This window comes from Pseudomonas sp. (genome assembly GCF_030696055.1).
In the GTDB taxonomy this organism is placed as follows: Bacteria; Pseudomonadota; Gammaproteobacteria; order Pseudomonadales; family Pseudomonadaceae; genus Aquipseudomonas.
The window spans coordinates 1-25,880 of record NZ_JAUYNP010000075.1; the positions used below are offsets into that span (position 1 = coordinate 1).

Here is a 25,880-nt window from a genome sequence, read left to right on the forward strand (position 1 = left end):
GACGGCTCGAGCCAGGCGGCCAGCGGCGAGGTGGAAATCAGCGGCCTGTTGCACGATATCCAGTACCAGGGCGCCAGCACCCGCTACGAGATCCAGCTGGAAAACGGCCAGAACCTCAGCGTCAGCCAGGCCAACATCCAGTGGCAGGACAGCGCGCTGGCGCACCAGCCGGGCCAGCGCGTCACCGCCCGCTGGGCTCGCGAAGCCATGATCGCCCTGCACGACAACGCGCTGCGCGAGGGCCTCTGACATGCAACTGTCGCTAAACGCCCAGCTGCCGCGGCCCACCGCCGGCCCGCTGCACCGCCTGGCCAACCTGCTGTACCGCAAGCCCAACCTGTACCTGGCCATGCTGCTGCTACCGCCGCTGCTGTGGTTCGGCGCTATCTACTTCGGCTCGCTGCTGACCCTGCTCTGGCAAGGCCTGTACACCTTCGACGATTTCAGCATGACGGTGACGCCGGAGTTGACCCTGGCCAATCTCAAGGCCCTGTTCAACCCGGCCAACTACGACATCATCCTGCGCACCCTGAGCATGGCGGTCGCCGTGTCGCTGGCCAGCGCCATGCTGGCCTTCCCCATCGCCTACTACATGGCGCGCTTCACCACGGGCAAGACCAAGGCGTTCTTCTATATCGCGGTGATGATGCCCATGTGGGCCAGCTATATAGTCAAGGCCTACGCCTGGACCCTGTTGCTGGCCAAGGGCGGCGTGGCGCAGTGGTTCGTCGACCAGCTGGGCCTGGCGCCCGTGTTGCAGTTTATCCTGGGCATTCCCGGGGTCGGCGGCAGCACCCTGTCGACCTCGCACCTGGGGCGTTTCCTGGTGTTCGTCTATATCTGGCTGCCCTTTATGATCCTGCCGATCCAGGCCGCCCTGGAACGCCTGCCGCCGTCCCTGCTGCAAGCCTCCGCCGACCTCGGAGCAAAGCCCTGGCAGACCTTCGTGCAGGTGATTCTGCCGCTGTCGATTCCGGGCATAGCCGCCGGTTCGATCTTCACCTTCAGCCTGACCCTGGGCGACTTTATCGTGCCGCAACTGGTGGGCCCGCCCGGCTTCTTTATCGGCAGCATGGTCTACGTGCAGCAGGGCGCGATCGGCAATATGCCGATGGCCGCCGCCTTCACCCTGGTGCCGATCGTGCTGATCGCCATCTACCTCGCCATAGTCAAACGCCTGGGGGCCTTCGATGCACTCTGACAAAGCCTCAATGGGCCTGAAACTGGCCGCCTGGGCCGGGTTGCTGTTCCTGCACTTCCCGATCCTGATCATCTTCGTTTACGCCTTCAACACCGAGAGCGCCGGCTTCAGCTTTCCGCCCCAGGGCTTCACCCTGCACTGGTTCAGCGTGGCCTTCGCCCGCGAAGATGTGCTGGAGTCGATCAAGCTGTCGCTGCAGATCGCCTGCGTCGCCACCCTGATCGCCATGGTCCTCGGCACCCTGGCCGCCGCTGCGTTGTACCGCCGCGACTTCTTCGGCAAGGAAAGCATCTCGCTGATGCTGATCCTGCCGATCGCCCTGCCCGGCATAGTCACCGGCATCGCCCTGCTCTCGGCGTTCAAGACCCTGGGCATAGAGCCGGGGATGCTGACCATCATCATCGGCCACGCCACCTTCTGCGTGGTGATCGTCTACAACAACGTGATCGCGCGCTTCCGCCGTACCTCCTACAGCCTGATCGAGGCCTCGATGGATTTGGGCGCCGACGGCTGGCAGACCTTCCGCTACATCATCCTGCCGAACCTCAGCTCGGCCTTGCTGGCGGGCGGCATGCTGGCGTTCGCCCTGTCGTTCGACGAGATCATCGTCACCACCTTTACCGCCGGCCACGAGCGCACATTGCCGCTGTGGCTGCTCAACCAGTTGAGCCGCCCGCGCGATGTGCCGGTGACCAACGTGGTGGCCATGCTGGTGATGCTGGTGACCATGCTGCCGATTCTCGGCGCCTATTACCTGACCAAGGGCAGCGAGAGCGTCGCCGGCAGCGGCGGCAAATAGAGCCGGCGTCGCCCCCTATTCGTAGAAAGCCCTATTCATAGAAAGCCCCAGAGGATTTCGCTATGCAAAGCAAACTGCTGATCAATGGCCAACTGGTCGACGGCGCCGGCCCCAGCCAGGCGGTACTCAACCCCGCCCTCGGCGCGCCGCTACTGCATATCAACGAGGCCAGCAGCGAGCAGGTGGATGCCGCCGTGCGCGCCGCCGACGCGGCCTTCGCCGGCTGGTCGCAGACCGCGCCGAAAGACCGCGCCCTGCTGCTGCTGCGCCTGGCCGACAAGATCGAGGCGCACGCCGAAGAGCTGGCCAAGCTGGAATCGGACAACTGCGGCAAGCCCTACGCCTGTGCGCTGAACGACGAGATCCCGGCCATCGCCGACGTATTCCGCTTCTTCGCCGGCGCCAGCCGCTGCATGAACGGCAGCGCCGCCGGCGAATACCTGCCGGGGCACACCTCGATGATCCGCCGCGATGCTATTGGTGTGGTGGCCTCCATCGCGCCGTGGAACTACCCGCTGATGATGGCCGCCTGGAAACTCGCGCCGGCCCTGGCCGCGGGCAATACAGTGGTGCTCAAACCGTCCGAGCAGACGCCCTTGACCGCGTTGAAGCTGGCCGAATTTATTGCCGAGATCTTCCCCGCCGGGGTGGTCAATATCGTCTTCGGCCGTGGCCCGAGCGTCGGCAGCCCGCTGGTGACCCACCCGAAAGTGCGCATGGTGTCGCTGACCGGTTCGGTGGCCACCGGCTCCAATATCATCACCAGCACCGCCGCCACGGTAAAGCGCATGCATATGGAACTGGGCGGCAAGGCGCCGGTGGTCATCTTCAACGACGCCGACATCGCCGCCGCCGTGGAGGGCATTCGCACCTTCGGCTTCTACAACGCCGGCCAGGACTGCACCGCGGCCTGCCGCATCTATGCGCAGAAAGGCATCTACGAGAAGTTCGTCGCCGAGCTGGGCGCAGCCGTCGGCAGCATCAAGTACGGCCTGCAGAACGACCCGAGCACCGAGCTCGGCCCGCTGATCACCGCCCAGCACCGCGACCGTGCCAGCGGTTTCGTCGACCGCGCCAGCGCGCAGAAGCATATCGAGGTGGTGACCGGCGGCAAGGCCGTCGCCGGTCCCGGCTTCTTCTTCCAACCGACCGTGCTGGCCGGCGCACGCCAGGACGACGAGATAGTCCAACGCGAAGTGTTCGGCCCGGTGGTCTCGGTCACCCCCTTCGAGGATGAAGCCCAGGCCCTGGCCTGGGCCAACGACTCCGACTACGGCCTGGCCTCCTCGGTCTGGACCCGCGATGTCGGCCGCGCCCACCGCTTCGCCGCGCGCCTGCAGTACGGCTGCACCTGGGTCAACACGCACTTTATGTTGGTCAGCGAAATGCCCCACGGCGGGCAGAAGCTCTCCGGCTACGGCAAGGACATGTCGATCTATGGGCTGGAGGACTACACCGCCATTCGCCACGTGATGTTCAAGCACTGATCTGAACGCCGCGCACTTGCCCGGGCGTTGTTGAAAACCAGCTCGAACTGCTCACGTACTGCAGTACGCTCCGCGTTCTCGCTGGTTTTCGCCTAGCCCGCTCTTCGCTCGCGACGCTCAGATCGCCCTAAGGATTTCTAACAACAGAGCTGGAGCAATAACAATGAAAAATGCACTGCGCAGCATCGTCTTTATCACCCTCGGCGCCCTCGCCGGCCTGGCCCAGGCGGCGGACGACGCCAAGGCCATAGTCGAGGGCTATATGGCCGCCTGGAACGCCCATGACGCCGACAAGGCCGGGGAGTTTCTCGCCGAAGACGCCGAGTACCTAGACGTGACCGTCGGCACCCCGCAAAAAGGCCGCGCCGCCGCTCGCGACAATGTAATCAAGGTGTTCGTCGGCGCTATTCCCGACCTGAAATGGGAAATGACCGGTGCGCCCATCGTCAGCGCCGACGGCATCGCCTTCCAGTGGGTGTTCAGCGGTACCAACAGCGGCGCCTGGAGCGCGGAAACCCCGGCCACCGGCAAGCCGGTGAAGTTCGAAGGGGTCAGTTTTATTCGCATCAAGGACGGCAAGATCAGCTACCAGGGCGACTACTACGATGCCCTGGGCTTCAACAAGCAACTCGGCTGGTAACTACCTCTGCCCCACAAAACCGGCTTCGGCCGGTTTTTTTATGGCTATGTCCCAGTTATGTGTTGAAACGTTTGAGCCAGCCAGACGATGCCTAGGGAGCGGGAGTTCGTAGGGTGGGTTAGGCGCATGACCAGGGCTATCTGCTGCCGCGCAGGCATTGGCGCCGTAACCCACCAGATGGGGCAGGCCTATTACAGCTTGGTGGGTTACGTGGCGCACCAATACCGCAGTGACTGCTCAAACCCTGCTCGGCGCCACCCACCCTACAAAAGCTGGGCTTCAACAAGCAACTCGGTTGGTAAGTACCGCCTCCCCACAAAACCGGCTTCGGCCGGTTTTTTATGCCAACCAAATGACGCCAGCAAAGTGTGCGCCGCGTCGCAGACCCTGCAGTTCGTCGGCCACCAACCAACGGATTGTTCAAATAGTGGCTAGCATCACAACTCACCCCTATGCGCTCAGTATTTGACGTCGCTAGGATGGCACCAGAACTATAAGAATCAGTGGCTGTCTATGGATGCCGTAGTAGCCCAATGGAATGTCTTCTGACCATGCCGTACGTGTCACCCTCCCGCCGAATCCTCCCCTCTGCGCGCGCCTTACGCCTGGCGTTGGCGGCCTTTCTCTATCTGTTTGCCGGCCTGAGCAGCGCCCAAACCTCACAGGCGCCCACCGCCCTGGGCGCCGTCAGCGCCGACGCCAAGCTGACCAGCTGGAACAGCCTGCTTGAGCACGGCAGCAGCCTGGGCGAGCCGGCCAAACTGGAAGAAGTGAACAGCTTTATCAATCGCAGCGTGGCGTTCGGTGTCGACCGTGATATCTGGGGCGAAGAGGATTTCTGGGCCACGCCGGCGCAGGCCATCAGCCGCGGCATAGGCGACTGCGAAGACTTCGCCATCGCCAAATACTTCAGCCTGGTACGCATGGGCGTAGCCAGTGAGAAACTGCGCCTGACCTACGTCAAGGCCATGACCAGCAACCAGGCGCATATGGTGCTGGCCTACTATTCGAGCGCCAGCGCACAGCCGCTGATCCTCGACAACCTCGACCCGCGCATCCGCTCGGCCAGCGAGCGCCGCGACCTGGTGCCGGTGTATTCCTTCAACGACCTCGGGGTGTTCCTGGCCAAGGCCCCGCAGCGCGTGAGCCAACCGCCGCAGTTCCTCGCCCGCTGGAGCGAACTGAGCGAGCGGGCCCTGGCCGATGGCTCGGCCGTAATGCCATCTCGCGGCTGAGCAGGCTTAGCGCGGCATGATGTGGGCGATCAGTAGCTGTACGGTTTCTTGCCCCCGGTACTCGTTGACGTCCAGCTTGTAGGCCAACTCCACCCAGCGCACCGTCGGGTTCGGCCACACCTCACGGTCCACACCGAAGGCGATGCCATCGAGTTGTACGCTGCCGCACTCGCTTTTCAGCACCACCTTGAGATGGCGCTCGCCGACTATGCGCTGCTGCACCAGCTGAAACACGCCATGGAACAACGGCTCGGGAAAATGCTGGCCCCAGGGCCCGGCATTGCGCAGTTCCTTGGCCAGCGGCAGATGAAACTCCTCCGGCGCCAGGCAACCATCGGAGAGCAGGCGTCCGGTCAGGTCATCCTCGCAGAGCTGACGCCGCACCTCGGCATCGAAGGCCGCGGCAAAGGCGCCGAAATGGGCGGCGGGCAAGGACAGCCCCGCCGCCATGGCATGCCCGCCGAACTTGCTGATCAGCTGCGGATGCCTGGCCGCCACCGCATCCAGGGCATCGCGGATATGCAGGCCCGGCACCGAACGCGCCGAGCCTTTCAGTACGCCATCGCCGGCATCGGCAAAGGCGATGGCCGGACGGTGGTAACGCTCCTTCAGACGCGAGGCGAGGATGCCGATCACCCCCTGGTGCCAGTCCGCCTCGAACAGGCACAGGCCGAACGGCATATCCGCCAGGGGCAGATCCTTGAGCTGAGCCAGGGCCTCGCGCTGCATGCCCTGCTCTATGGCCTTGCGGTCCTGGTTGAGCTGATCCAGCTGCACCGCCATATCGCGGGCCAGGGCTTCGTCGTCGCAGAGCAAGCATTCGATACCTAAGGCCATGTCATCCAGGCGCCCGGCCGCATTCAGGCGCGGGCCGAGGATAAAGCCCAGGTCGGTGGAGCTGATGCGCCGGTGGTCGCGCCCAGCCACTTCGAGAATCGCGCGCAACCCCGGCCGCGCCCGCCCGGCACGGATGCGCGCCAGGCCCTGATGGACCAGGATGCGGTTATTGGCGTCCAGCGGCACCACGTCGGCCACGCTGCCCAGGGCCACCAAGTCGAGCAGCTCGCCAAGGTTCGGCTCCGCACGCTGCGCCGTAAACCAGCCCAGCTCGCGCAGCCGGGCGCGCAGGGCCAGCAGCACATAGAACATCACCCCGACCCCGGCCAAGGCCTTGCTGGGGAACTCGCAGCCCGGCTGGTTGGGATTGACTATGGCATCCGCCGCCGGCAATTCGGCTCCTGGCAAATGGTGATCGGTCACCAGCACGGTCAAGCCGGCCGCCTTGGCCGCGGCCACCCCTTCGACGCTGGAGATGCCGTTATCCACCGTGATCAGCAGCTGCGGCTGCCGCTCAAGCGCCACCGCGACTATTTCCGGGGTCAGGCCATAGCCGTATTCGAAACGATTCGGCACCAGGTAATCGACATGGGCCGCGCCGAGCATGCGCAGGCCCAGCACGCCGACCGTGCTGGCGGTGGCGCCATCGGCATCGAAGTCGCCGACTATCAGCATGCGCTGGCCTTGCTGCAGGCCCTGCACCAGCAACTCGACCGCCGCCTCCATGCCCTTCAGCTGTTGATAGGGAAGCAGCCGCGCCAGGCCCTTATCCAGCTCGGCAGCCGACTTCACGCCGCGGGCGGCATACAGACGGGTCAACAGCGGCGGCAGATTGCCCAGATCGGGCAGGATGGCGGGTAGCGGGCGGGCTTCGATACGCATGGTTATTCTGGTCTTGTTAGGGCGGGTGCAACCCGTCGAATGCAAAGAGACGTAGCCCGGATGAAATCCGGGAACGCTGATGCGGAATTTCCCCGGATTTCATCCGGGCTACTCGCTATACAGGCACTGAAAATCAGCGCTGGCCGGCCAGCCACTCGATAGGCACTTCATGCTGGCCGCGCTCGTCGGTGACGAACAGCTCGCCGTCGCTGATCATCACGCTCCAGCTGAGCGAGCGCGGCATATCCAGCGCCAGGCTGGCCAGGGCTTCCTGGCCGAGGGCGACCACATTGATATTTTTCAGGCTGCGCACCGGGTCGAGCACCTTGGTCTGCCACACGCGCAGGTTGCCGTAGGCCACCAGGCTGAACTTCTCGGTACGCCGCGAGCACCAGGTGATGCGGTCGCTGTCCGGCTGGCCGACTTCGATCCAGTGCAGCACGCGGTCGTCCAAGCTCTTCTCCCACAGCGCCGGCTCGTCCACATCCGACAGGCCGCGACCGAAGGCCAAGTGCTCGTGATAGAACAAGGCATAGGCGATCAGCCGCGCGGCCAGGCGTTCCTCGGTTTCCGAGGGGTGCTTGGCCACGGTGAATCGCAGGTTTTCATAGACGCTGCGGTCCATGTCGGTGAGGTTCAGCTCGATTTTATAGGTGGTGGAAGGCAGGGCCATGGACGGGCTTCTTGACTGGTCGAATTAGCCGGCAAGTCTACCCGAAAGGTCGCCGTGCCACGAACCCGAACGCTCAGCGGGCGTAACGTATCCACTGGCTGTCACATGACTGCCGATCCAGTCCGGCGCAAGCCATGTCTAATGCTCCTGCGCTGGTTGGCGCTGGCTGAGGGCCGCGTAGAGCACCCCGCACAGCGCGCCGAACAGATGGTATTCGAATGAGATGCCCTGGTGTGGCAGCAGGCCGAACCACCAGCCGCCGTAGTAGAGCAGCACCAGCATGGCGACCAGCAGGTTGCCCAGGCTGCGGCGGAACCAGGCCTGGGCCAGCAGCAGGCCCCACAGGCCGAACAACCAGCCGCTGGCGCCCAGGTGCATGCCCGGACGGGCGAGCAGCCAAACCAGCAGGCCGCTGCCGATGATGATAAAGGCGCTGGCGCCGATAAAGCGCCGCAACGAGCCCAGGCTCACCAGCCAACCCAGCACCAGCAGCCCCGGCAGGTTGCTCAGCAGGTGCAGCCAACCGGCATGCAGCCAGGGCGCGACGAGGATACCGGGCAGGCTGGCGGGATAGCGCGGCAGCACGCCCCAGGCATTCAGCGCATCGCCACTCAGGCTATTGACCAGCTGCAACGCCAGCATCAGCCCGGCAATGCCGAGCAGCAGCTGCAGGCGCGGCACTAGCCAGGCTTTCACGCCTCGCCCGGCTGCGTATCGCCGGGCTGTTTATCACCGGGCTGGGGCGGTTGGCCGAGCAACTGACCCAGCTCGCGCAGGCGATTGCTCATCTCGCCCATGCGGTTGTGGGTGCGCAGGTCGATATCGATCTTCTTGTCCATCGCGTTCAGCAGCGGCAGGAAGCTGTTCTGCAGGGTGCTGGCCAGACTTTCCAGCAAGGTCTGCACACCGGGCTGCGGCACCGCCTGCACGGCAACCTCCACCTGCGGGCGCAGCTTGCCCAGCTGCTCCAGACCGGCGAGCAGTTCGTTCCAGGGAATCTCCTGCTGCTTGGTCGGTTCGCGCTGCAGGCTGGCCGACACGCCACGGATACCCTCGACCAGGTCATTGAGCTGCACCACCACCCGGCCGCCGACATCCGTGTCGCTGCCGCCCATGGCCTTGTTGCGCAGGAAGTCGCGCTTGATCTGCGCCCAGCGCTGCTCCTGCGCGGGGGTCATATTGCCGCGCAGTTCGGCGAGCTTGAGCAGGTTTTCCTCGGCGCCGGTGGTCAGCAGCTGCGACTCGCCCTGGTAGTGGTCGGCGATCAGCTGCAGCAGCTCGGCCTCGTTCATCACAGCGGAGATCTTCTCCGCCATCTTGTTCATGTTGCGGTAGCTGCCCTGCAGCTTGAACGGCGGTTCCGTGCGGTACTGGTCGGCCTGCGCCGCGCTGGCGATGTACTGCTGGTTGACCCGGCCCACCAGGTCGCGCACCTGCATCAGGCGCTGCAATGTGGTGACTATTTCGTTGATCTCGGCGCCGCTGTAGCTATGGCTCAGCTCGTTGCTGGAGAACGGCTTGCCCTCGGCCTTGGCGACGAAGCGGTAGACATCGGCCATGTCGCGGGTGGCCAACGGCGCCAGCACCGGGTTGGAGGTCAGACCGTTCTCGATATAGGACAGCGCGAAGGCCTCTTGCATGCCGCCCAGGGTGTCGCCGAGGTTATAGATGTCGGCGCGGTTGGCCAGCATGTCGGGGATCTTGAACAGCTCGCCGGACTCGGTATAGGGGTTGCCGGCCATCACCACGCAGAACTTCTTGCCGCGCAGGTCGTAGGTCTTGGTCTTGCCCTTCCACACGCCCTCGATGCGCCGAGTGCCGTCGCACAGCGAGATGAACTTCTGCAGAAATTCCGGGTGAGTGTGCTGAATGTCGTCGACGTACAGCATCAGGTTATTGCCCATCTCCAGGGCCAGGTTGAGTTTCTCCAGCTCCTGGCGCGAGGTGGCGTCCGGCGCCTGGGCCGGGTCGACGGAGCGCACCTGGTGGCCAAGGGCCGGGCCGTTGATCTTCATAAAGATCAGGCCCAGGCGATGGGCCACGTACTCCATCAGAGTGGTCTTGCCGTAGCCGGGCGGCGAGATGAGCATCAGCAGGCCCATCAGGTCGGTGCGCTTGTTCTCCCCGGCGGTGCCCATCTGCTTGGCCAGGTTGTCGCCTATCACCCCGAGGTACACATCGTTGATCAGCTTGTTACGCACAAACGAGCTCAGCGGCCGCGGCTTGAACTCGGCCAGGCGCAGGGCCTCGCGTTCGCGGTTGACCACCTCCTGGCGCAGCGCCTGGTAGCGCGTAAGGCCCGGCAGGAACTGCTCGCGGTGCTGGCGCAGGCGGGCGAAGAAATCGTCCAGCGCCAGTACCAACTGGCGTTCCTGGATGCGCGGGTGCTCGCCCAGCAGCTCGCCGACCGTGAAACGCAGGTCGACTTCGCTGATGCGCCTGGGCAAATCCTCGCTCAGCATCGTCAGCGCCACGGCCTCGGCCACGTAGTCGGTCAGGGCGGCGAACTCGCCCTCGGCACACAGGCCGCGCAACCAGTTCTCGGCCAGCGCCCATTGCGCCGCCGGGCGTTCGCGCAGGCGCGCCAGCGCCTGCTGGTAGTCGTCCCACATGCGCGCCGCCTGCAGGCGTTGCTTGAGGCCGTCGAGCAATTGCCTGGCGTACTTGCTGAAGCAGAACTCGATACGCTCGGCCGCCAGTTCCTGCAGCAGGTACTCGGCGGCTTCCGCCAGCACCGCCGGCGTCAGGCCCAGCGGCTGCTCGGCGAGGAACGCCTGCATGGCCGTGGCGATTTCATCCTGCAGCTGCTGCAGGCCTTCGCGGCGGCCGAACAGTTGCTGGATATGCCGGCTGGTGCGCGCCCGCTCGGGCCACTGCACGGCCTGCGCCTGGCTGCGCTGGCGATCCCAGAACAGGCAGGCGAAGCCGCGCGGCAAGGCGCCGTGGCAGAGCAGACCGGCGCTGGCGCGCAGCGGCAGCAGGTGCAACAGGATGGCCGCCGCGTCGTGATCATGGATGCCCTTGGCGTAGCCTTCCTTGTAGCGCGGTGCGGCGAAATCGCGGATCAGCTTGGTCAGTTCTTCCGGCTGCGCCAACAACTGCTTGAGGCGCTCGATACTCAGACCTTCGCGGCCCTCATCGGCGGCGGCCAGCACCTGCCCGGCCAGGTATTCGGCGCGGTACAGCCGCTCCGACTCGGACTCCAGCGCCACCTGCCAGTAGTCGCGCAGGCCCTCCAGTTCGGCGTCGCGCAGCGGCTCCAGGAAGTCGGTGCCGGTCAGGTGCAGGTGCAGCGCGTCGCCGCGCGGCATCAGGGTCAGGTCCAGCTCCTGGGTGTTGACGCTGAAGCGGTGGCGCGGGCCGAGCTTGATGAGGTTGCCGCCCTCTTCGAACAGCTCGCTCTTGTCGCGCAGGGCACGCACCGCCTGGTCCCGGGCGCCCTTGAGGCGCGCCTCGAGATCCTCGGCCTTGACGCTGTCCTTCAGCTCACGCAGGCGCTCGGCCAGTTCGCGCAGCTTGAGAATCAGCGGGTCGGCGGCGAAGAAGGCATTCAGCTCATCGGCCTGGGTGAACTTGGCGGTGCGCCGCGTCAGGCTGTCGAGAATGCGCCGGGCGGCGTCCTGCAGGCCCTGGGCCTTGCGCTGACGCTCATCGAGCAGCGCCTGCTTGTGGCCCTCGAAGGTTTCCAGCAGCTCCTCGCGCTTGCCCATGATGTCGCCGAGGAACTGTTCCTGCTCGCCGAACTGGCTTTCCAGCTCTTCCAGCTGCACCAACAAACGACCAAGCTGTTCGTCGCAGCGCTCCGGGTCCTGGGCCTGCGCCAGGGCGTTGGTGATGCCCTGGCTGAAGAGTTTGAACTGGGCGCCGAACTGCGCCACCGTCTCCGCCGAACCCAGGCCCTTGCGCCGTTGTTCGGCGCGGGCCTTGGCCTGGTTGAGGCGGGCATAGATTTCCGAGATCGATTCGACTATGCGCGTGCGCTGGGTGGCGTCGTCGATCTGCAGCGAGGCCATCAGGCTGGACAGCATGTCCAGGTTGCCGGCCATGGCCTGCAGGGCCTGCAGCGGCTCGTTCAGCTGGCTGACGGTCGCGGCCTGCTGCGCCTGCTCATCGAGCAGCTTGAGCTGCGTCACATAGGGCTGCAGCGCCTTCTCGCTGGCGAGGAAGGCCGAGGTGGCCAGCGCCGTGCGCTGCTGGGCGGCGAGCAGCTCGGTTTCCATGGCGTCGATACGCGCCACGTCGATATAGCGGTAGTCGCGGATGGTCAGCAGCTGGCCGCGCTGGGCGGTGATGCCGTTGAGCGCATCGACGAACTGCTGCACCTCATCCCAGCTGTCCAGCAACAGGCCGCCGAGCAGGCTTTTCTGTCGGGTCTCGGCCTCGCTCATGGCGCGCGCCGACTGCTGGCGAATGCTTTCGACCTTCTCGAACTCGTCGAGCACCAACTCGGAGGTGGCGGCCACCTCGCGCAGCAACGGCGCCAGGCCCTGGCACTGGGCATCGTCCAGCCAGTGGTAGAGGTCGAACAGCCGGCGGGTGTTCTGACACAGCTGGGTGTAGCGCGGCTCCGAGACTTCCGGAGTCTCGATCTCGCGGCTGAGGTTGAGCAGGTCGGACACGCCGCGCACCAGCTCGGCATTGCCGATACGGCCGAAGAAGCCGCTGCGCGCCGGCTGGCGGGCGGCGAACTCCTCGCTGACGAATGGCGTCTGCCAGATCTGCATCGGGTGGATGCGCGTCGGGTCCTCGCCTTCGGCGGCGAAGATCACCATGCGCCCGTCTTCCAGGCGCGCGTAGCCGTGGCCGAACAGCGGGTTCTGCAGCTGACGCTTGATCAGGTTGTAGGTGAGCAGCACCGCCCGGCCCTGCTCCGGGTGGTAGAAGATGTACTGCACATCCTCACCATTGGGCGAGCGCACCGCGCGCTTGAAGCGCATGCCGTCCATCGACTGCTCGAAGGCCTTGGACTCGCCGCTCTGCAGGTAATAGCCACCGGGAAAGATGATGCCGTGGTCTTCCGGCAGCTGCACGCAGGCCAGGCCGATGGCGTCGATGCGCTCGACCTTGCGCGTCAGGCTGTTGAATACCAGATAGCGCCACTGCTCTTCGCGATAGGGCAATACTTTCAGCAGGATCAGGCTGCCCAGACGGGCGAACTCGATCTGCGCGTCGTCCAGGGACTGGGTCTGGTCCAGCACCGCCTCGCGGTAGATGCCCAGGCCGTCCTCGGTGTTGTTCTCGACCTTGACCGTGAGGTCGCCGCCGATGGTCTCGACGAAGATGGTGTCGAGGATGTTCAGGTGCGGATGGCGGCCGTTAACCACCATCTCGCGGGAAGTCTTCTGCCATTCGAAATCGAAGGGCGCCGGCAGCGCAATGTCGCGCTCGCCGCGGTTGTCGATATAGCGGATGTCCTGGCCGTCGACCGACACCGACCAGCGGAACACGCGGATATCAGTGACCCGCTCGCCGATCTGGAAGCTGGCCAGCAGCTTGCCGTCCCGAACCAGCAGCTGCAGCAGGCGGGTGTTCTTGTAGTAGCTGTACAGCTCGTTGAAGTCGCCCGCGAAGCTGGCCTGGGCCAGAAAGCTGCCCTCCAGCGCCACGCTATCGGCTTCGTAACCCTCGCCCTGCTGACTCAGGCGATAGAGGGAAAACACGTCCTCGACGCGGGTTTCCTTCTTCAGGCCGAGGAAGACGTTGTAGCCGAACAGCAGGCAGTCGCCGACCCGGACTATATCGCGGGCGGTGCAGTTGTTCTCGGTGCGGATGCGCACCCGCCCGACCACTTCCATCTGGCTGCTGCCGAACTCCTGCAGGCGCTGAGCGTTGAGCGCCTCGGCAATCTGGCGCAGGCGCTGGCCCTGCTCCTGCAGGCGCTTGTGCAGCACCTCGTAGGCACCGCCTGCGGCGACGGCCTGGTCCAATACGTCCTGTGTTTGGGGTGCGGCTTGAGCGTCCGACATCGTGGTCTTCCTGGATCTGCGGCGTCTTCAGAAATAAGGTGCGCGGCAATAACGGGGGGACGGCGCCCGGAGGAGGAGCCTGCGCGCGATTCGCCCTGGGGCGCTATCCGCGCGCAGCGCGCGCTCCTGCGGCGTGGTTCAGAGCCCGGCGACGGGGTCCTGACCGTCGCCCTTGCGCTCAGGGACCGGCATGCTCACCGCCGCCGGCGCCTTGCCATTGAGCAGGCGAGCCAGCACGTCCTGCACCACCGGGCTCTTGCCGACCACGCCTTCGATGGCCTTGCCCACCGACAGCGACTTGGCGAAGGAATTGAAGAAGTCGCCCTCGCCGCCGACTATCTCGATCTTCGCCTTGGACAACGCCGCCGACAGCACTGCGGCCTGGTCCTTGGCGATTTCCTGGTTGGCCGCGATGCCCGCCATGGCCTCCTCGAAGCTCTTCTCCAGCTGCATGCGGAACTCTTCGTGCTGACGCGCGCTGTCGCTGAGCGAGTCGAGGGCGCCGAACTTCTTGCCCAGGCCCTCGGCCTCGGCGTTCAAGCGTTCCAGCAGAATCTCCGCCTCGGCCGAACCCAGGTCCTTGGTCGCCTTGGCCTTGGCCGCGCCGAGCAGCTCTTCGCCGCGCGCCTGGGCGCCGAGTTTCTCCTCCAGCACACGGGCGTCGGCCAGGCCGTCTTTCTCCTTGGCCGCCGCCTGGGCCTCGGTGACCCGCGCCTGGGCCAGGCCCTTCTCCTGCTCGCCCTTGGCTTCGGCGATCAGTTGTTCGGCCTGCACACGGGCATCGGCCAGACCCTCCTTCTCCTTGGCCGCGGCTGTGACTTCGCGCACCCGCGCATCGGCCAGCCCCGGTGCGGCGCGCTCGGCCTCGATGCCTTCGGCCATTTTCTTCTTGGCTTCGGCCTGCTTGGCCGCGGCTTCCAGTTCGGCCTGGGCGAGGTTGTTGATTTCCACCGCCTTGTGCTGGGAACGGGTCTCGTCGGCTTCTGCCTGCTTGACCTGGCGCACCAGTTCCTGCTCGGCTTCGGCCTGGGCGTTGAGCACCATGACCTGCTTGGCCCGATCGGCTTCGGAGACTTGACGCACTTCCTTGATGCGTTCCTCTTCCTGGGCCACGGTCTTCTCCACAGCCACGCGCTCGCGGATCACCCCGGCGATATTCTTGCGCTCTACTTCCAGGGCCTTTTCCTTCTCGATGCGCTGCAGTTCGACTTCGCGCTCGCGGGAAACGATTTCCAGGTCCTTGGCGCGGGTGACCTTCTCCACCTCGATGACCACCGCACGCTGACGGTTCTGCTGCGCCACTTCGACTTCGCGCTGGTGGTTCTCGGCGCGGATATCCAGCTCCTGTTGGGTCTGGATACGCGCCTGCTCGGCCTTCAGGCGTTCCTCTTCCTTGACCTTGAGGGTCTCGGCCTCCTCGCGGGCGCGGATGGTTTCGATCTCGCGTTTCTGCCGCGCCACCGCATCGGCTTCCTGGCGTTCCAGCGCCAGGGTCGCCTCGCGGGTTTCGACGTTCTTCTTCTTGATCGCCAGCTCTTCGTTGCGCTCCAGGTCATTGGTGATGACGTTCTGCGCGGCGGTCAGCTGGGTGATCTTGCGAATACCCTCGGCGTCGAGAATATTGCTCGGATCGAGGGAACTCTTGGCGGTCTGCTCCAGGTAGTCGATGGCCACGTCTTCCAGCACATAGCCGTTGAGGTCGTTGCCTATCACCTCGACTATGCGGTCGCGAAACTCCTGACGGTTCTCGAACAGCTGGACGAAGTCGAACTGCTTGCCGACGGTCTTCAGCGCCTCGGAGAACTTGGCGTTGAACAGCTCGTTCACCGCGCCGCGGTCGGAGGCGCGATCCACGCCTATGGCCTTGGCCACCTTGAGCACGTCCTGCTGGGTCTCGTTGACGCGCAGGTAGAAGGCCACGGTGATGTCGGCGCGCATATTGTCCTTGCAGATCAGGCCGTCCTTGGCGCGGCGATCCACCTCCAGGGTGATCAGGGAGATGCGCATAAACTCCTTGAGGTAGATCACCGGATAGACCAGGGCGCCGGTGAAGTGCACCTTGGGCGTGGCGGACATGTCGTTGACTATCAGCGCCGTACCCTGGGGGACCTTGATATAGAAGGCCTTGAACAGCACGAAAAAGCCGAATATCAGCAGGAAGAACAGGCCGACTCCGGTCAGGAAGGGCATCAGCAGCTCGAGGTTCATGGCAATCAATCTCCTTTGATTCTATTGGGTGAGTCAGGGTTTAAATGCCCTTGAACTCGTCCTCGGTAATGACCCGGTAGGCATGTTCGGCCTCCAGGTACTCCAGCAACACGACACGGTCGCCACGTTTGAAACCGCGCGCCTCATCGGCACGCACGCGCAGGATCAGACCGGCGCCACCATTTTCCAGCAGCGCCTCGCCGTGGCTCAGGGTGACCCGCCCGCTGCGCACCACCGCGGTCTGGCCGAGCACCGAGGTGCTGCTGGTGGCCTCCAGCTTGCGAAACAGCGGGCGCAGCGGCTTGCACAGCGCCGAACTGACCGGCACCGCCAGCAGCAGCGCAGCTAATGCCACGACCAGCCCCAGCGGGTAGCGCAGAAAACCCAGCGGCAGGTAGCGCAGGAGCAGCAGTTCGACGAAGTAGCTGAGGACCCAGGCGAAGAAAAACAGCAGGGTCAACACCAGGGTCAGCGGTACGCCGTTCAAGCCCAGTTTGAGCAACAGCCCGGCGAAACCTTCAGGTTGCAGCGCCTGGTTGTCCAGCGCGGAATCGGCCTCGATATCCAGCAGGTCGACCTCGAAGATGCCCAGCGCGGCGACGCACCAGTAGAGGATGGCCACACACAGCAGGAAGCTGAACAGTGCCGTGGGGAACGACAATGCGGTCTGCAGGAAGATTTCCATGACTTTCCTATCCCTGTAGTCGACACGCCGGAGTCTTGCGGCTCCGGCGCGGGGTTACCTATGAGTCAGGACTTGGCTTTATCTTTCAGCCGCGCCAAGACGCTGTCCGCGCTGCCGTTGTCGGGAACTATGCCGGCGGCGCGCAGCTTGGCCTCCAGCGAATCGTCCAGGCTGGCGGCCTCAGCCAGTTCGGCCGTGGCTTGCATCTTCGCCGCGCGCTCGGCCTGCTTCTGCTTGATCCGTTCCAACGACTCGACCGCGGTCTGCAGCTTGGCCTGGGAACCCCCGTAGCGCTGGGCCACGGCCATTTGCGCTTTCTGCACGCTCTCGGTGGCCTTGACCGTATCCACCTGCTGCTTCATGCGCTTGATATTGGCCTCGGCCTGGCCGACCGCCTTGCGCAGTTGCGCCACGCTGGCGGCATAGCCATCGGCCTGCTCGCGATCGCTGGTCAGCTCGGCTTCGAGGTTGGCGATCTTGCCAGCCACTTCCCTGGCCAGGCCCTCGTTGCCCGCCTCCAGGGCCTTCAGCGCGTACTGTTCGTATTCGGCGACCTTGGCCGTGCTTTTTTCGGCGCGCTCGGCGGCCAGTTTCTGCTTGGCCATGATCTCGGCCAGAGCTTCCTTGGACTTGCGCAGCTCCAGGTCGGCATCGCGAATTTCCTGGTCGAGGATGCGCAGGGCCTGACCGTCGACCACCGCCTCACCCACTTCGTTGGCGCCGCCACGCAGCGCCGTCAGCAATTTGCTCCAGACGTTCATCGCATTTCTCCTTTCAGGCACTGGCCTTGAGGAAGCCTTCGTAGGCTTCGGTGGCCTTGATCACGTTGTCCGCCAGCAACTCGATCTCGAACACCACATCGGACAGGGTCGAGGCCGAACTCAGGGCACCAAACATGGTGTAACAGGACTGGCCGTCGGGCATGGTTTCCAGGCCGATCGACGACAGCGGGAACAACTTGTGGGTGCGCAGCACTTCATTATTGAAAGCCGCCGCATTCTTGACATCCGCCGCCGGCCAAAGCAGTGCCTCGACTACTATCTGTTCGCCGAATACGGCGATGAACAACGGCAAATCACCATACTCGTGCATGGTCACATGCAAACTGGCCTCAGCCCCTTGGATCAGCTCGATGCTGGCCAGCCCTCCCTTGAATAGCTCAGCCGCCGACAGCGCGTCATGCAGCGCCGGCGCAGTCCAAATCTGCGACATGCTCATACCTTCCTCCTTCTCCATAGAAGCCAGCATCGGCTGAGGCTGGCGCAGCTTGCGCTCGAATGCCATCAGCAACGGGGCGTGCTCCGGCAGCACCCAAACCTCTTTCTTCACCAACCCCTGCTCACGCAGACGCTGGCGATAAAGACGCTGGTAGTGGGCTGATGATTTGTTTTCCATAAGTGCAGACTAGACCTACACATGTAATCAAACAATCCATTACATGTAATATTTTTTGACCGTCAGTCAGTCGAACAAAGAGGCGTAAACCGCCTCCGCCAGGGGAAGCACGCAGAACGGATTCTAAGAAAAGGACAAAACAGGCCAAACATCCAGGCTTGTAGAGCAAACGCATCCTTGCGCAGGCTGAAATTTAACCTCAGCCACAACCAACCCCGCACCCGCAAAAGCGCCAACCCCATCGCAGTTGCTGCAATCACCGCAACCAATAGCAGCCCACCGCGCAATGCAATAGGCTTAGCCGCGCTAACCCGCCCCAGGAGAACCCATGCCTTCGCCCAACAAACCCCTCGCCGGCCTGAAAGTGATAGAACTCGGCACCCTGATCGCCGGGCCTTTTGCCGCGCGCATCTGCGCCGAGTTCGGTGCCGAGGTGATCAAGGTCGAGTCGCCGGATGGCGGCGACCCGCTGCGCAAGTGGCGCAAGCTGTATGAAGGCACCTCCCTGTGGTGGTTCGTGCAGGCGCGCAACAAGCAGTCGATCACCCTCAACCTCAAGCATGAGGCCGGCCGCGAGGTGCTGAAAAAGCTGCTGAGCGAGGCCGATATCCTGATCGAGAACTTCCGCCCCGGCGTGCTGGAGAAACTCGGCCTGGGCTGGGAGGTGCTGCACGCACTCAACCCCAAGCTGGTGATGGTGCGCCTGTCCGGCTTCGGCCAGAGCGGGCCGATGAAGGATCAACCGGGCTTCGGCGCGGTGGGCGAGTCCATGGGCGGGCTGCGCTATATCACCGGCTTCGAGGACCGGCCGCCGGTGCGCACCGGCATCTCCATCGGCGACTCGATTGCCGCGCTGTGGGGCGTGATAGGCGCCTTGATGGCGCTGCGGCATCGCGAAGTGAATGGCGGCAGCGGCCAGGTGGTGGACGTGGCGCTGTACGAGGCGATCTTCGCCATGATGGAGAGCATGGTGCCGGAGTTCGATGTGTTCGGTTTTATCCGCGAACGCAGCGGCAATATCATGCCCGGCATCACCCCCTCCTCCATCCACACCAGCACGGACGGCAAGCATGTGCAGATCGGCGCCAACGGCGATGCCATCTTCAAGCGCTTTATGCAGGCCATCGAGCGCCAGGACCTGGCCGACGACGCGACGCTGGCCAGCAACGATGGCCGCGATGCGCGCCGCGATGAGATCTACGGGGTGATCGACCGCTGGGTCGGCTCGCTGCCGCTGGAGCAGGTGCTGAGCACGCTGAATCAGGCCGAAGTGCCGGCCAGCCGCATCTTCAGCGCCGAAGACATGTTCCATGACCCGCAGTTTCTCGCCCGCGAAATGCTGCTCTCGGCCAAGCTACCGGACGGCAAGGCCTTCAAGATGCCCGGCATAGTGCCCAAGCTGAGCGACACCCCGGGCGGCGTCGACTGGGTCGGCCCCGAGCTTGGCGAACACAACCAGGTGGTGCTACAAGCGCTGGGCTACAGCCAGGAACAGATAGAGGCGCTGCGCAGCCAAGGCGCCCTTTAAAAGGGCGCAAACACCCCAGCCTGGCCCCACACTGGTGCATTGAGCCAGGCTTCTCAGGCAACGACGCGGTTCAGACCCCAGGACAGCGCAACGCCAAAATCCACTACACAGCCGCGAAATGCTTGAGCTCGGCATTCAACCGCGTCGCCAATATCGACACGACCCGCCCTTCGCGCACCAGCAAGTCCCGACGGATACCATCCACCACATCCGTCAGCAGCAGCCGGTCATCCAGTTCCATCTGCCGCACCAAACGCCGGATAAACACGCCCCCCGCCTCGTCCTCCAGCCTCAATACCCGCCCGCCATCCGGACGAGCCGCTTCCAACGTCACGCGGTAAGGTGCCAACGCCTCGACCAGCAGTTGTTCCGTGCTGTTATCCATGTCTATCACCGTGTTGAGGGTTAAAGGAAGGCTTATCGACTGCGCGAATTCACCCTGGAATCCCACTATGGCTAGCTACCCATGTCGACTTTATGACCTTCAATAAAAATCCACAGCAAAAAGCCCGCCAAATGGCGGGCTTCTGGCTGGATCGAGAACCGTCTTACAGCGGCTTGCCGCGATTGCCGTGCTGACTGACAAAGGCCTGCACCTGCTTGAGGTCGTTCGCCAGCACAGTGCAGCGCTCCTCTCGCAGGAACAGATCGGCCAGGTGCGGCGGCAGTGCTGGAGCCTGACCGACACCGGCTTTTTCCACCGCCTCGGGGAATTTGACCGGGTGCGCGGTGCCCAGAATCACCATAGGGGTGGTCAGGCTACGACGGCACTCACGCGCCGCACGCACGCCGATGGCGGTATGCGGATCGAGCAGCTCGCCGCACTCCTCGTATACCTCGGCGATGGTCTCGCAAGTGGCCTGGTCATCCACGGCCAGGGAGTCGAACAGCTTGCGCGCCTCGGTCCAGCGGTCGTCCTCGACGCTGAAACCGCCGCCCTGCTTGAAGGTTTCCATCAGGCCGGCGACGGCCGCGCCATTGCGACCGTGCAGGTCGAACAGCAGACGCTCGAAGTTGGACGAGACCATGATGTCCATGGACGGCGACAGGGTCGGGTGCAGCGCGTCCTTGACGTACTGATTGCCGCTCATAAAGCGGTGCAGGATGTCGTTGCGGTTGGTCGCGACTATCAGCTGGCTGATCGGCAGGCCCATATTGCGTGCCAGGTAGCCGGCGAAGATATCGCCGAAGTTGCCGGTCGGCACCGAGAACGCGATAGAACGGGCCGGACCGCCGAGCTGCAGGGCCGCATGGAAGTAGTAGACGATCTGGGCCATGATCCGCGCCCAGTTGATCGAGTTGACCGCCACCAGGCGGGTGCCCTTGAGGAAACCCTGATCGGCGAAGCTGGCCTTGACCATTTCCTGGCAATCGTCGAAGTTGCCTTCGATGGCGATGTTGTGGATGTTCTCACCGAGGATGGTGGTCATCTGCCGACGCTGCACCTCGGACACGCGGTTGTGCGGGTGCATGATAAAGATATCGACGTTGTCGCAGGCCTTGCAGCCTTCGATGGCCGCCGACCCCGTATCCCCAGAAGTGGCGCCCATAATCACCACGCGCTCGTTGCGCTTGGCCAGCACGTGATCGAGCAGGCGGCCGAGCAGCTGCAGGGCGAAGTCCTTGAACGCCAGGGTCGGGCCGTGGAACAGCTCCAGCACCCACTCATTGCCGTTCAGCTGACGCAGCGGAGCCACGGCATTATGGGCGAACACGCCCCCGCCTGAAGAATAGGTTTCTTCGAGAATCTTCTTGAAGTCGGCATCGCTGATGCTGCCGGTGACGAACGGACGCATCACCCGGAACGCCAGCTCGTGGTATGGCAGGCCGGCCCAGGAGGCGATCTCTTCCTGGGTGAAATGCGGCAGATTTTCCGGCACATAGAGGCCGCCATCACTGGCCAGGCCAGCCAGCAGCACGTCTTCGAAATTCAGGGCCGGTGCCTGGCCGCGGGTACTGATATAGCGCATTTGTGCAAACCTTCGGTTTGAGCCCAAAACCCCAAGCGCCAAGCTACAAGTCGGACAGCCCTACTTGCAGCTTGCGGCTTGCAGCTTGCAGCTCCGGTTAATTCAACTGTTCGACGCGGATACGGACTACGTTGCCGACGACATCAGCGAGGGCCTCAAGGGCACTGATCGCCTCGTTAATCCGCGCCTCGACCACCCTATGGGTCACCAGGATCATCGGCACCAGGCCGTCGTGCTCTTCGACTTCCTTCTGCATGACCGACTCGATATTGATGCCGCGCGCCGAGAGGATGCTCGCCACCTGGGCCAGCACGCCCGGATGGTCCTTGGCCTGGATACGCAGGTAATAGGCGCTCTCACAGGCTTCGATCGGCAGAATCGGGTGATCGGACAGCGAATCCGGCTGGAAGGCCAGGTGTGGCACGCGGTTGGTCGGGTCGGTGGTCAGGGCACGCACCACATCGACCAAGTCGGCCACCACCGAGGAGGCGGTCGGCTCCATACCGGCACCCGCACCGTAGAACAGCGTGCTGCCCGCCGCATCACCGTTGACCATCACCGCGTTCATCACCCCGTTGACGTTGGCGATCAGGCGATCGGCTGGGATCAGGGTCGGGTGCACGCGCAGCTCGATGCCGGCGGCGGTGCTGCGCGCGATGCCCAGGTGCTTGATGCGGTAGCCCAAGGCTTCGGCGTAGTTCACATCGGCAGTGGTCAGTTTGGTGATGCCTTCGGTGTAGGCCTTGTCGAACTGCAGCGGAATACCGAAGGCGATGGAGGCCAGGATGGTCAGCTTGTGCGCGGCATCTATGCCTTCGACGTCGAAGGTCGGGTCGGCCTCGGCATAACCCAGCGCCTGGGCCTCGGCCAGCACGTCATCGAAGGCACGGCCCTTCTCGCGCATTTCGCTGAGGATAAAGTTGCCGGTGCCATTGATGATCCCGGCGACCCAATTGATACGGTTGCCAGCCAGGCCCTCGCGGATCGCCTTGATCACCGGAATGCCGCCGGCCACGGCGGCCTCGAAGGCGACGATGACGCCCTTCTCGCGGGCCTTAGCGAAGATCTCATTGCCGTGCACGGCGATCAGCGCCTTGTTCGCGGTGACCACGTGCTTGCCGTTCTCGATGGCCTTGAGCACCAGGTCGCGGGCGATACCGTAGCCGCCGATCAGCTCGATGACTATCTCGATTTCCGGGTTGCTGACCAGTTCGAAGGGGTCATGGGTAATAGCGGTACCGGTAATGTCACACTGCGGGTTGTGCGAGCGCAGAGCAATCTGCGCCACCTCAATACCACGCCCAGCCCGACGCGCGATTTCCTCGGCGTTGCGCTTGAGCACGTTGAAAGTACCGCCACCGACGGTACCCAGCCCACAGATGCCTACTTTGACCGGTTTCACACTGAACTCCCCATCTGCACTGCGTAAAACGGCCGGAGCAAGCTCCGGCCGTAGAAAAAGAGCCGCACCATACGAAGCGGCTGTTTATTAGTCAATCCGCAGCAAGGCTCGGACTACTTAGATTTCTGGGCGGATTCCAGGGCGATTTTCGCCAGTTGCGCCGCCGGTTGGTAGCCCGGAATGATCTTGCCATTGGCCAAGACGATGGCCGGTGTACCGCTCACGCCAATCATTTGCCCCAGGGCGTACTGCTTGGCCACCGGGTTGTCGCACTCGGCGGCAGGCACCTGCTGGCGCGACTTGGCCAAGCTCATCGCGGCCTGACGATCCTTGGCGCACCAGACACTGACCAGCTCCTTGTAGGCCGGGCTATTCAACCCCTGACGCGGGAAGGCCAGATAACGCACTTCAATGCCCAAACGATTGAGTTCGGCCACCTCGCTGTGCAGCTTCTGGCAGTAGCCACAATCGGTATCGGTAAACACGGTGATATGGGTTTTCGGCTGTTTGCCGGCAAACACCACCATGTCCTTGGCTGGAATTGCGTTGATGGCTTTAGCCACCCCTCGGCTTTCTTCTCGCTCGGTCAGGTTGATCGCGCGGCCATCTTTGACCTGGAACAGGTAGCCCTGCATCAGGAACTGACCATCGGCACTGGCATACAGCTGACGACCACCCTGCAACTGCACCTGATAGATGCCTGGCATAGGGCTTTCGGCGATGGCCTCGATCGGCAAGTCGGGTTGAACGGCATGCAGGCTCTTGCGAATGGCCTGATCGGCATCGCTATCGGCAGCCAGACTGAAGCTGCTGACCAAGCCCAAGGCCACAGCCGCGAAAATGCGAGTTAACCGCATGGATACTCCCGTCGAATAACGTACTAACCAGTGATAAACACAGCCTACCATAGAAGCCCCTATAGACCGACCATGGCAGGCCGGACGGCGCTCCTAGCCACGCGGGTGGTGCTGCGCGTGCAACTCTTGCAGGCGCGCCCGGGCGACATGGGTATAAATCTGCGTGGTCGACAGATCGCTATGCCCCAGGAGCATCTGCACCACGCGCAAATCCGCGCCATGGTTGAGCAGATGAGTGGCAAAGGCGTGGCGCAACGTGTGCGGCGACAGACTCTTGGCGATGCCGGCCACTCGCGCCTGATGCTTGATCCGGTGCCAGAAGGTCTGCCGGGTCATCTGCTCGCCGCGCAAACTGGGAAACAACACATCGCTGGGCTTACCGCCCAACAACAACGACCGCGCCTCCTTGCTGTAGCGCTCGATCCAAGCAATGGCCTCCTCACCCAAGGGCACCAGGCGCTCCTTGCTGCCCTTGCCGAAGACCCGCAGCACGCCCTGGCGCAGATTGACCTGTTCAAGCGTCAGGCCGATCAATTCGCTGACCCGCAGGCCGCAGGCATACAGCACCTCGAGCATGGCGCGATCGCGCAAGCCGATGGGGTCATCCAGCTCAGGGGCCGCCAGCAGCGCCTCGACATCCGCCTCGGAAAGGGATTTCGGCAGTGGCCGGCCCAGCTGCGGCAAATCCACCTGCAGGGTCGGATCGCCGACGATCAGCCCCTCGCGCAACAGAAAACGGTAAAAACCGCGCAACCCTGAGAGCAGACGCGCCGTCGAACGGGCCTTGTAACCCTCATTCAGGCGCCAGGCCAGGTGATCGAGAATCAGCTCACGCCCCACGCTGCCCAACTGCAGATCGCGCGCCTGCAGCCAGCCGTTAAACAGCGTCAGGTCACTGCGATAGGCCGAACGGGTATGCACGGACAAACCCTTTTCCAACCACAGGGAATCGAGAAAACGGTCAATCAAGGGATGGTCGATTGCGGGCATTACAAGACCTATTGGCAATAAGCGCCGCTAGTTTTCCATGCCCGCCGCGGCGGGGCCAGGATTAACGCGCCTACCCGGGGCTGCGCTAGGCAAAACCCGGACAGCGGCCAACTAGAACGACAGAACAGAGACTCGTCACCCTACCTTTGGGCGGGGTGACAGACTGCCATTTGCAGACCATGATTGCATGACGCCATCACAGCAGCACGGGCCCAGCCAATGTCCAGCACACACCACTCGCGCCTCGGTCAGATACTGATCAACAAAGAACTGATCAACCGCGATCAGCTGGATGCGGCTATTCAGCTGCAACTGACCAGCCAGAAGAGACTGGGGGAGATCCTGGTCGAGCAAGGCCTGCTGAGCGAACGTCAGCTGAACAAGGCCCTGACCAAACAAAGCAACCTACGGCTTGCCGCCACCCTGGTAGCCGCCCTGCTCAGCCCCTTCCAGCTAGCCAGCGCGGACATTCAGCGCCTGCAACCCAGCAGCGCCATCAGCCAGCATGAAAGCCCACGCGGCCTGCAACCCCTGAGTGACCTGGAAATGAGCCAGGTCAGCGCCCAAGGCCTGGACGAGGTGCTGCAAGGCCTGTTTATGCAAGCCGGCAGTGGCGACGGCCTGGGCACTATCGGCCAGCTGAGCAAGCTGGTCATGCCGGTGCTCAATAGCCTCGAGGCGGAGACCTCGATGACGGACGTGCGGTACGACACCAGCAAGCTGACCTCCATCATCAACCCCGACGGCTCGGTAAACGTGCGCCTGCCCAGCTCGATCGGCGAACTGCGTTTCGACAATATCCGTGTCGCCGGCGCGCCTACGGGACAGAGCTTCGGCAGCCTGAGCCTGCACGACCTCGACCTGTCGCAGGCCTCGCTAAAAATCAGCCTGCACAGATAAACCGCGGACGCAGAAACGAAAAAAGCAGCCCGAAGGCTGCTTTTTTATTAGGAAACTGAGGCTTAGCCCAGTTTTTCCTTGATGCGTGCTGCTTTACCGGACAGGTCACGCAGGTAGTACAGCTTGGCTTTACGTACGTCACCGCGACGTTTAACGGCCATGCTGTCGATTTGCGGGCTGTAGGTCTGGTAAGTACGCTCTACGCCAACACCGTTGGAGATTTTA

The 25,880-nt window shown here is 63.6% G+C and carries 22 protein-coding genes; 8 read left to right on the forward strand and 14 right to left on the reverse strand.

Features of this window, described 5'->3' with window-relative positions:
- The 6 genes from Q8Q83_RS04395 to Q8Q83_RS04420 all read left to right on the forward strand — a co-directional run.
- Positions 1–249, forward strand: a 249-nt coding sequence (locus tag Q8Q83_RS04395; RefSeq protein ID WP_305621463.1) for a TOBE domain-containing protein, incomplete at its 5' end; no start/stop codon positions are given.
- 1 nt (position 250) lies between these two features.
- Positions 251–1,201, forward strand: a complete 951-nt coding sequence (locus tag Q8Q83_RS04400) for an ABC transporter permease (protein WP_305621464.1) — start codon at positions 251–253, stop codon at positions 1,199–1,201.
- On the forward strand, positions 1,191–2,000 hold the full coding sequence (locus Q8Q83_RS04405; RefSeq protein WP_305621466.1) for an ABC transporter permease: 810 nt from the start codon (positions 1,191–1,193) through the stop codon (positions 1,998–2,000). Before Q8Q83_RS04400 ends, Q8Q83_RS04405 begins: the two co-directional genes overlap by 11 nt.
- Before the next feature lie 62 nt (positions 2,001–2,062).
- The gene (locus Q8Q83_RS04410) at positions 2,063–3,487 is read left to right on the forward strand and encodes a gamma-aminobutyraldehyde dehydrogenase (protein WP_305621468.1); all 1,425 of its coding nucleotides are present in this window, start codon (positions 2,063–2,065) and stop codon (positions 3,485–3,487) included.
- A gap of 163 nt (positions 3,488–3,650) precedes the next feature.
- Entirely contained in the window at positions 3,651–4,127 is a 477-nt protein-coding gene (locus tag Q8Q83_RS04415) for an ester cyclase (RefSeq protein ID WP_305621470.1), read from the forward strand.
- 551 nt (positions 4,128–4,678) lie between these two features.
- A complete protein-coding gene (locus tag Q8Q83_RS04420; protein WP_305621471.1) occupies positions 4,679–5,362 on the forward strand; it encodes a transglutaminase-like cysteine peptidase in 684 nt (227 codons plus the stop codon).
- Between the two features lie 6 nt (positions 5,363–5,368).
- Here the strand turns inward: Q8Q83_RS04420 and recJ are convergent, their stop codons facing one another.
- From recJ to Q8Q83_RS04460, 8 genes are all read right to left on the reverse strand, one after another.
- Complete coding sequence (gene recJ / locus Q8Q83_RS04425) at positions 5,369–7,081, reverse strand: single-stranded-DNA-specific exonuclease RecJ (protein ID WP_305621473.1); 1,713 nt, start codon at positions 7,079–7,081, stop codon at positions 5,369–5,371.
- 133 nt (positions 7,082–7,214) lie between these two features.
- Positions 7,215–7,754, reverse strand: a complete 540-nt coding sequence (locus Q8Q83_RS04430) for a YaeQ family protein (protein WP_305621475.1) — start codon at positions 7,752–7,754, stop codon at positions 7,215–7,217.
- Between the two features lie 138 nt (positions 7,755–7,892).
- The gene (locus Q8Q83_RS04435) at positions 7,893–8,396 is read right to left on the reverse strand and encodes a rhomboid family intramembrane serine protease (RefSeq protein WP_305621499.1); all 504 of its coding nucleotides are present in this window, start codon (positions 8,394–8,396) and stop codon (positions 7,893–7,895) included.
- Positions 8,397–8,446: 50 nt separating this feature from the next.
- Positions 8,447–13,720: a DNA repair ATPase gene (locus tag Q8Q83_RS04440; RefSeq protein ID WP_305621476.1), complete on the reverse strand. Its 5,274-nt coding sequence runs from the start codon at positions 13,718–13,720 to the stop codon at positions 8,447–8,449.
- 138 nt (positions 13,721–13,858) lie between these two features.
- Positions 13,859–15,928, reverse strand: coding sequence for a flotillin family protein (locus Q8Q83_RS04445; RefSeq protein ID WP_305621478.1), 2,070 nt, complete (start codon positions 15,926–15,928; stop codon positions 13,859–13,861).
- Positions 15,929–15,968: 40 nt separating this feature from the next.
- Positions 15,969–16,613, reverse strand: coding sequence for an OB-fold-containig protein (locus Q8Q83_RS04450; protein ID WP_305621480.1), 645 nt, complete (start codon positions 16,611–16,613; stop codon positions 15,969–15,971).
- A gap of 65 nt (positions 16,614–16,678) precedes the next feature.
- Entirely contained in the window at positions 16,679–17,374 is a 696-nt protein-coding gene (locus tag Q8Q83_RS04455; RefSeq protein ID WP_305621482.1) for a PspA/IM30 family protein, read from the reverse strand.
- A 13-nt stretch (positions 17,375–17,387) separates the two neighbouring features.
- Entirely contained in the window at positions 17,388–18,008 is a 621-nt protein-coding gene (locus Q8Q83_RS04460; RefSeq protein ID WP_305621483.1) for a YjfI family protein, read from the reverse strand.
- 328 nt (positions 18,009–18,336) lie between these two features.
- On the opposite strand from Q8Q83_RS04460, the gene Q8Q83_RS04465 reads away from it, so the two are divergent.
- Complete coding sequence (locus Q8Q83_RS04465; protein WP_305621485.1) at positions 18,337–19,536, forward strand: CaiB/BaiF CoA-transferase family protein; 1,200 nt, start codon at positions 18,337–18,339, stop codon at positions 19,534–19,536.
- Between the two features lie 103 nt (positions 19,537–19,639).
- Here the strand turns inward: Q8Q83_RS04465 and Q8Q83_RS04470 are convergent, their stop codons facing one another.
- The 5 genes from Q8Q83_RS04470 to xerD form a co-directional block, all read right to left on the reverse strand.
- Positions 19,640–19,921: a DUF3509 domain-containing protein gene (locus Q8Q83_RS04470; protein WP_305621487.1), complete on the reverse strand. Its 282-nt coding sequence runs from the start codon at positions 19,919–19,921 to the stop codon at positions 19,640–19,642.
- A gap of 163 nt (positions 19,922–20,084) precedes the next feature.
- The gene (gene thrC / locus Q8Q83_RS04475; protein ID WP_305621489.1) at positions 20,085–21,506 is read right to left on the reverse strand and encodes a threonine synthase; all 1,422 of its coding nucleotides are present in this window, start codon (positions 21,504–21,506) and stop codon (positions 20,085–20,087) included.
- 97 nt (positions 21,507–21,603) lie between these two features.
- Positions 21,604–22,908: a homoserine dehydrogenase gene (locus tag Q8Q83_RS04480; protein WP_305621491.1), complete on the reverse strand. Its 1,305-nt coding sequence runs from the start codon at positions 22,906–22,908 to the stop codon at positions 21,604–21,606.
- Positions 22,909–23,021: 113 nt separating this feature from the next.
- Positions 23,022–23,765, reverse strand: coding sequence for a thioredoxin fold domain-containing protein (locus Q8Q83_RS04485; protein ID WP_305621493.1), 744 nt, complete (start codon positions 23,763–23,765; stop codon positions 23,022–23,024).
- A 93-nt stretch (positions 23,766–23,858) separates the two neighbouring features.
- Positions 23,859–24,755: a site-specific tyrosine recombinase XerD gene (gene xerD, locus Q8Q83_RS04490; protein WP_305621495.1), complete on the reverse strand. Its 897-nt coding sequence runs from the start codon at positions 24,753–24,755 to the stop codon at positions 23,859–23,861.
- A gap of 219 nt (positions 24,756–24,974) precedes the next feature.
- On the opposite strand from xerD, the gene Q8Q83_RS04495 reads away from it, so the two are divergent.
- Positions 24,975–25,655, forward strand: a complete 681-nt coding sequence (locus Q8Q83_RS04495) for a hypothetical protein (protein WP_305621497.1) — start codon at positions 24,975–24,977, stop codon at positions 25,653–25,655.
- Positions 25,656–25,717: 62 nt separating this feature from the next.
- On the opposite strand, the gene Q8Q83_RS04500 is transcribed toward Q8Q83_RS04495, so the two are convergent.
- A partial coding sequence (locus tag Q8Q83_RS04500) for a 50S ribosomal protein L19 (protein ID WP_305621501.1) occupies positions 25,718–25,880 on the reverse strand: 163 nt, incomplete at its 5' end.

What these genes read in the sequence shown, in the direction of transcription:
- Q8Q83_RS04445 (WP_305621478.1), bottom strand. Translation starts at nt 15,928, where the DNA reads ATGAACCTCGAGCTGCTGATGCCCTTCCTGACCGGAGTCGGCCTGTTC.
- thrC (WP_305621489.1), bottom strand. Translation starts at nt 21,506, where the DNA reads ATGCGCTATATCAGTACCCGCGGCCAGGCACCGGCCCTGAATTTCGAA.
- Q8Q83_RS04455 (WP_305621482.1), bottom strand. Translation starts at nt 17,374, where the DNA reads ATGAACGTCTGGAGCAAATTGCTGACGGCGCTGCGTGGCGGCGCCAAC.
- recJ (WP_305621473.1), bottom strand. Translation starts at nt 7,081, where the DNA reads ATGCGTATCGAAGCCCGCCCGCTACCCGCCATCCTGCCCGATCTGGGC.
- Q8Q83_RS04465 (WP_305621485.1), top strand. Translation starts at nt 18,337, where the DNA reads ATGCCTTCGCCCAACAAACCCCTCGCCGGCCTGAAAGTGATAGAACTC.
- xerD (WP_305621495.1), bottom strand. Translation starts at nt 24,755, where the DNA reads ATGCCCGCAATCGACCATCCCTTGATTGACCGTTTTCTCGATTCCCTG.
- Q8Q83_RS04415 (WP_305621470.1), top strand. Translation starts at nt 3,651, where the DNA reads ATGAAAAATGCACTGCGCAGCATCGTCTTTATCACCCTCGGCGCCCTC.
- Q8Q83_RS04450 (WP_305621480.1), bottom strand. Translation starts at nt 16,613, where the DNA reads ATGGAAATCTTCCTGCAGACCGCATTGTCGTTCCCCACGGCACTGTTC.
- Q8Q83_RS04420 (WP_305621471.1), top strand. Translation starts at nt 4,679, where the DNA reads ATGCCGTACGTGTCACCCTCCCGCCGAATCCTCCCCTCTGCGCGCGCC.
- Q8Q83_RS04495 (WP_305621497.1), top strand. Translation starts at nt 24,975, where the DNA reads ATGTCCAGCACACACCACTCGCGCCTCGGTCAGATACTGATCAACAAA.
- Q8Q83_RS04460 (WP_305621483.1), bottom strand. Translation starts at nt 18,008, where the DNA reads ATGGAAAACAAATCATCAGCCCACTACCAGCGTCTTTATCGCCAGCGT.
- Q8Q83_RS04440 (WP_305621476.1), bottom strand. Translation starts at nt 13,720, where the DNA reads ATGTCGGACGCTCAAGCCGCACCCCAAACACAGGACGTATTGGACCAG.
- Q8Q83_RS04435 (WP_305621499.1), bottom strand. Translation starts at nt 8,396, where the DNA reads ATGCTGGCGTTGCAGCTGGTCAATAGCCTGAGTGGCGATGCGCTGAAT.
- Q8Q83_RS04400 (WP_305621464.1), top strand. Translation starts at nt 251, where the DNA reads ATGCAACTGTCGCTAAACGCCCAGCTGCCGCGGCCCACCGCCGGCCCG.
- Q8Q83_RS04410 (WP_305621468.1), top strand. Translation starts at nt 2,063, where the DNA reads ATGCAAAGCAAACTGCTGATCAATGGCCAACTGGTCGACGGCGCCGGC.
- Q8Q83_RS04470 (WP_305621487.1), bottom strand. Translation starts at nt 19,921, where the DNA reads ATGGATAACAGCACGGAACAACTGCTGGTCGAGGCGTTGGCACCTTAC.
- Q8Q83_RS04430 (WP_305621475.1), bottom strand. Translation starts at nt 7,754, where the DNA reads ATGGCCCTGCCTTCCACCACCTATAAAATCGAGCTGAACCTCACCGAC.
- Q8Q83_RS04485 (WP_305621493.1), bottom strand. Translation starts at nt 23,765, where the DNA reads ATGCGGTTAACTCGCATTTTCGCGGCTGTGGCCTTGGGCTTGGTCAGC.
- Q8Q83_RS04405 (WP_305621466.1), top strand. Translation starts at nt 1,191, where the DNA reads ATGCACTCTGACAAAGCCTCAATGGGCCTGAAACTGGCCGCCTGGGCC.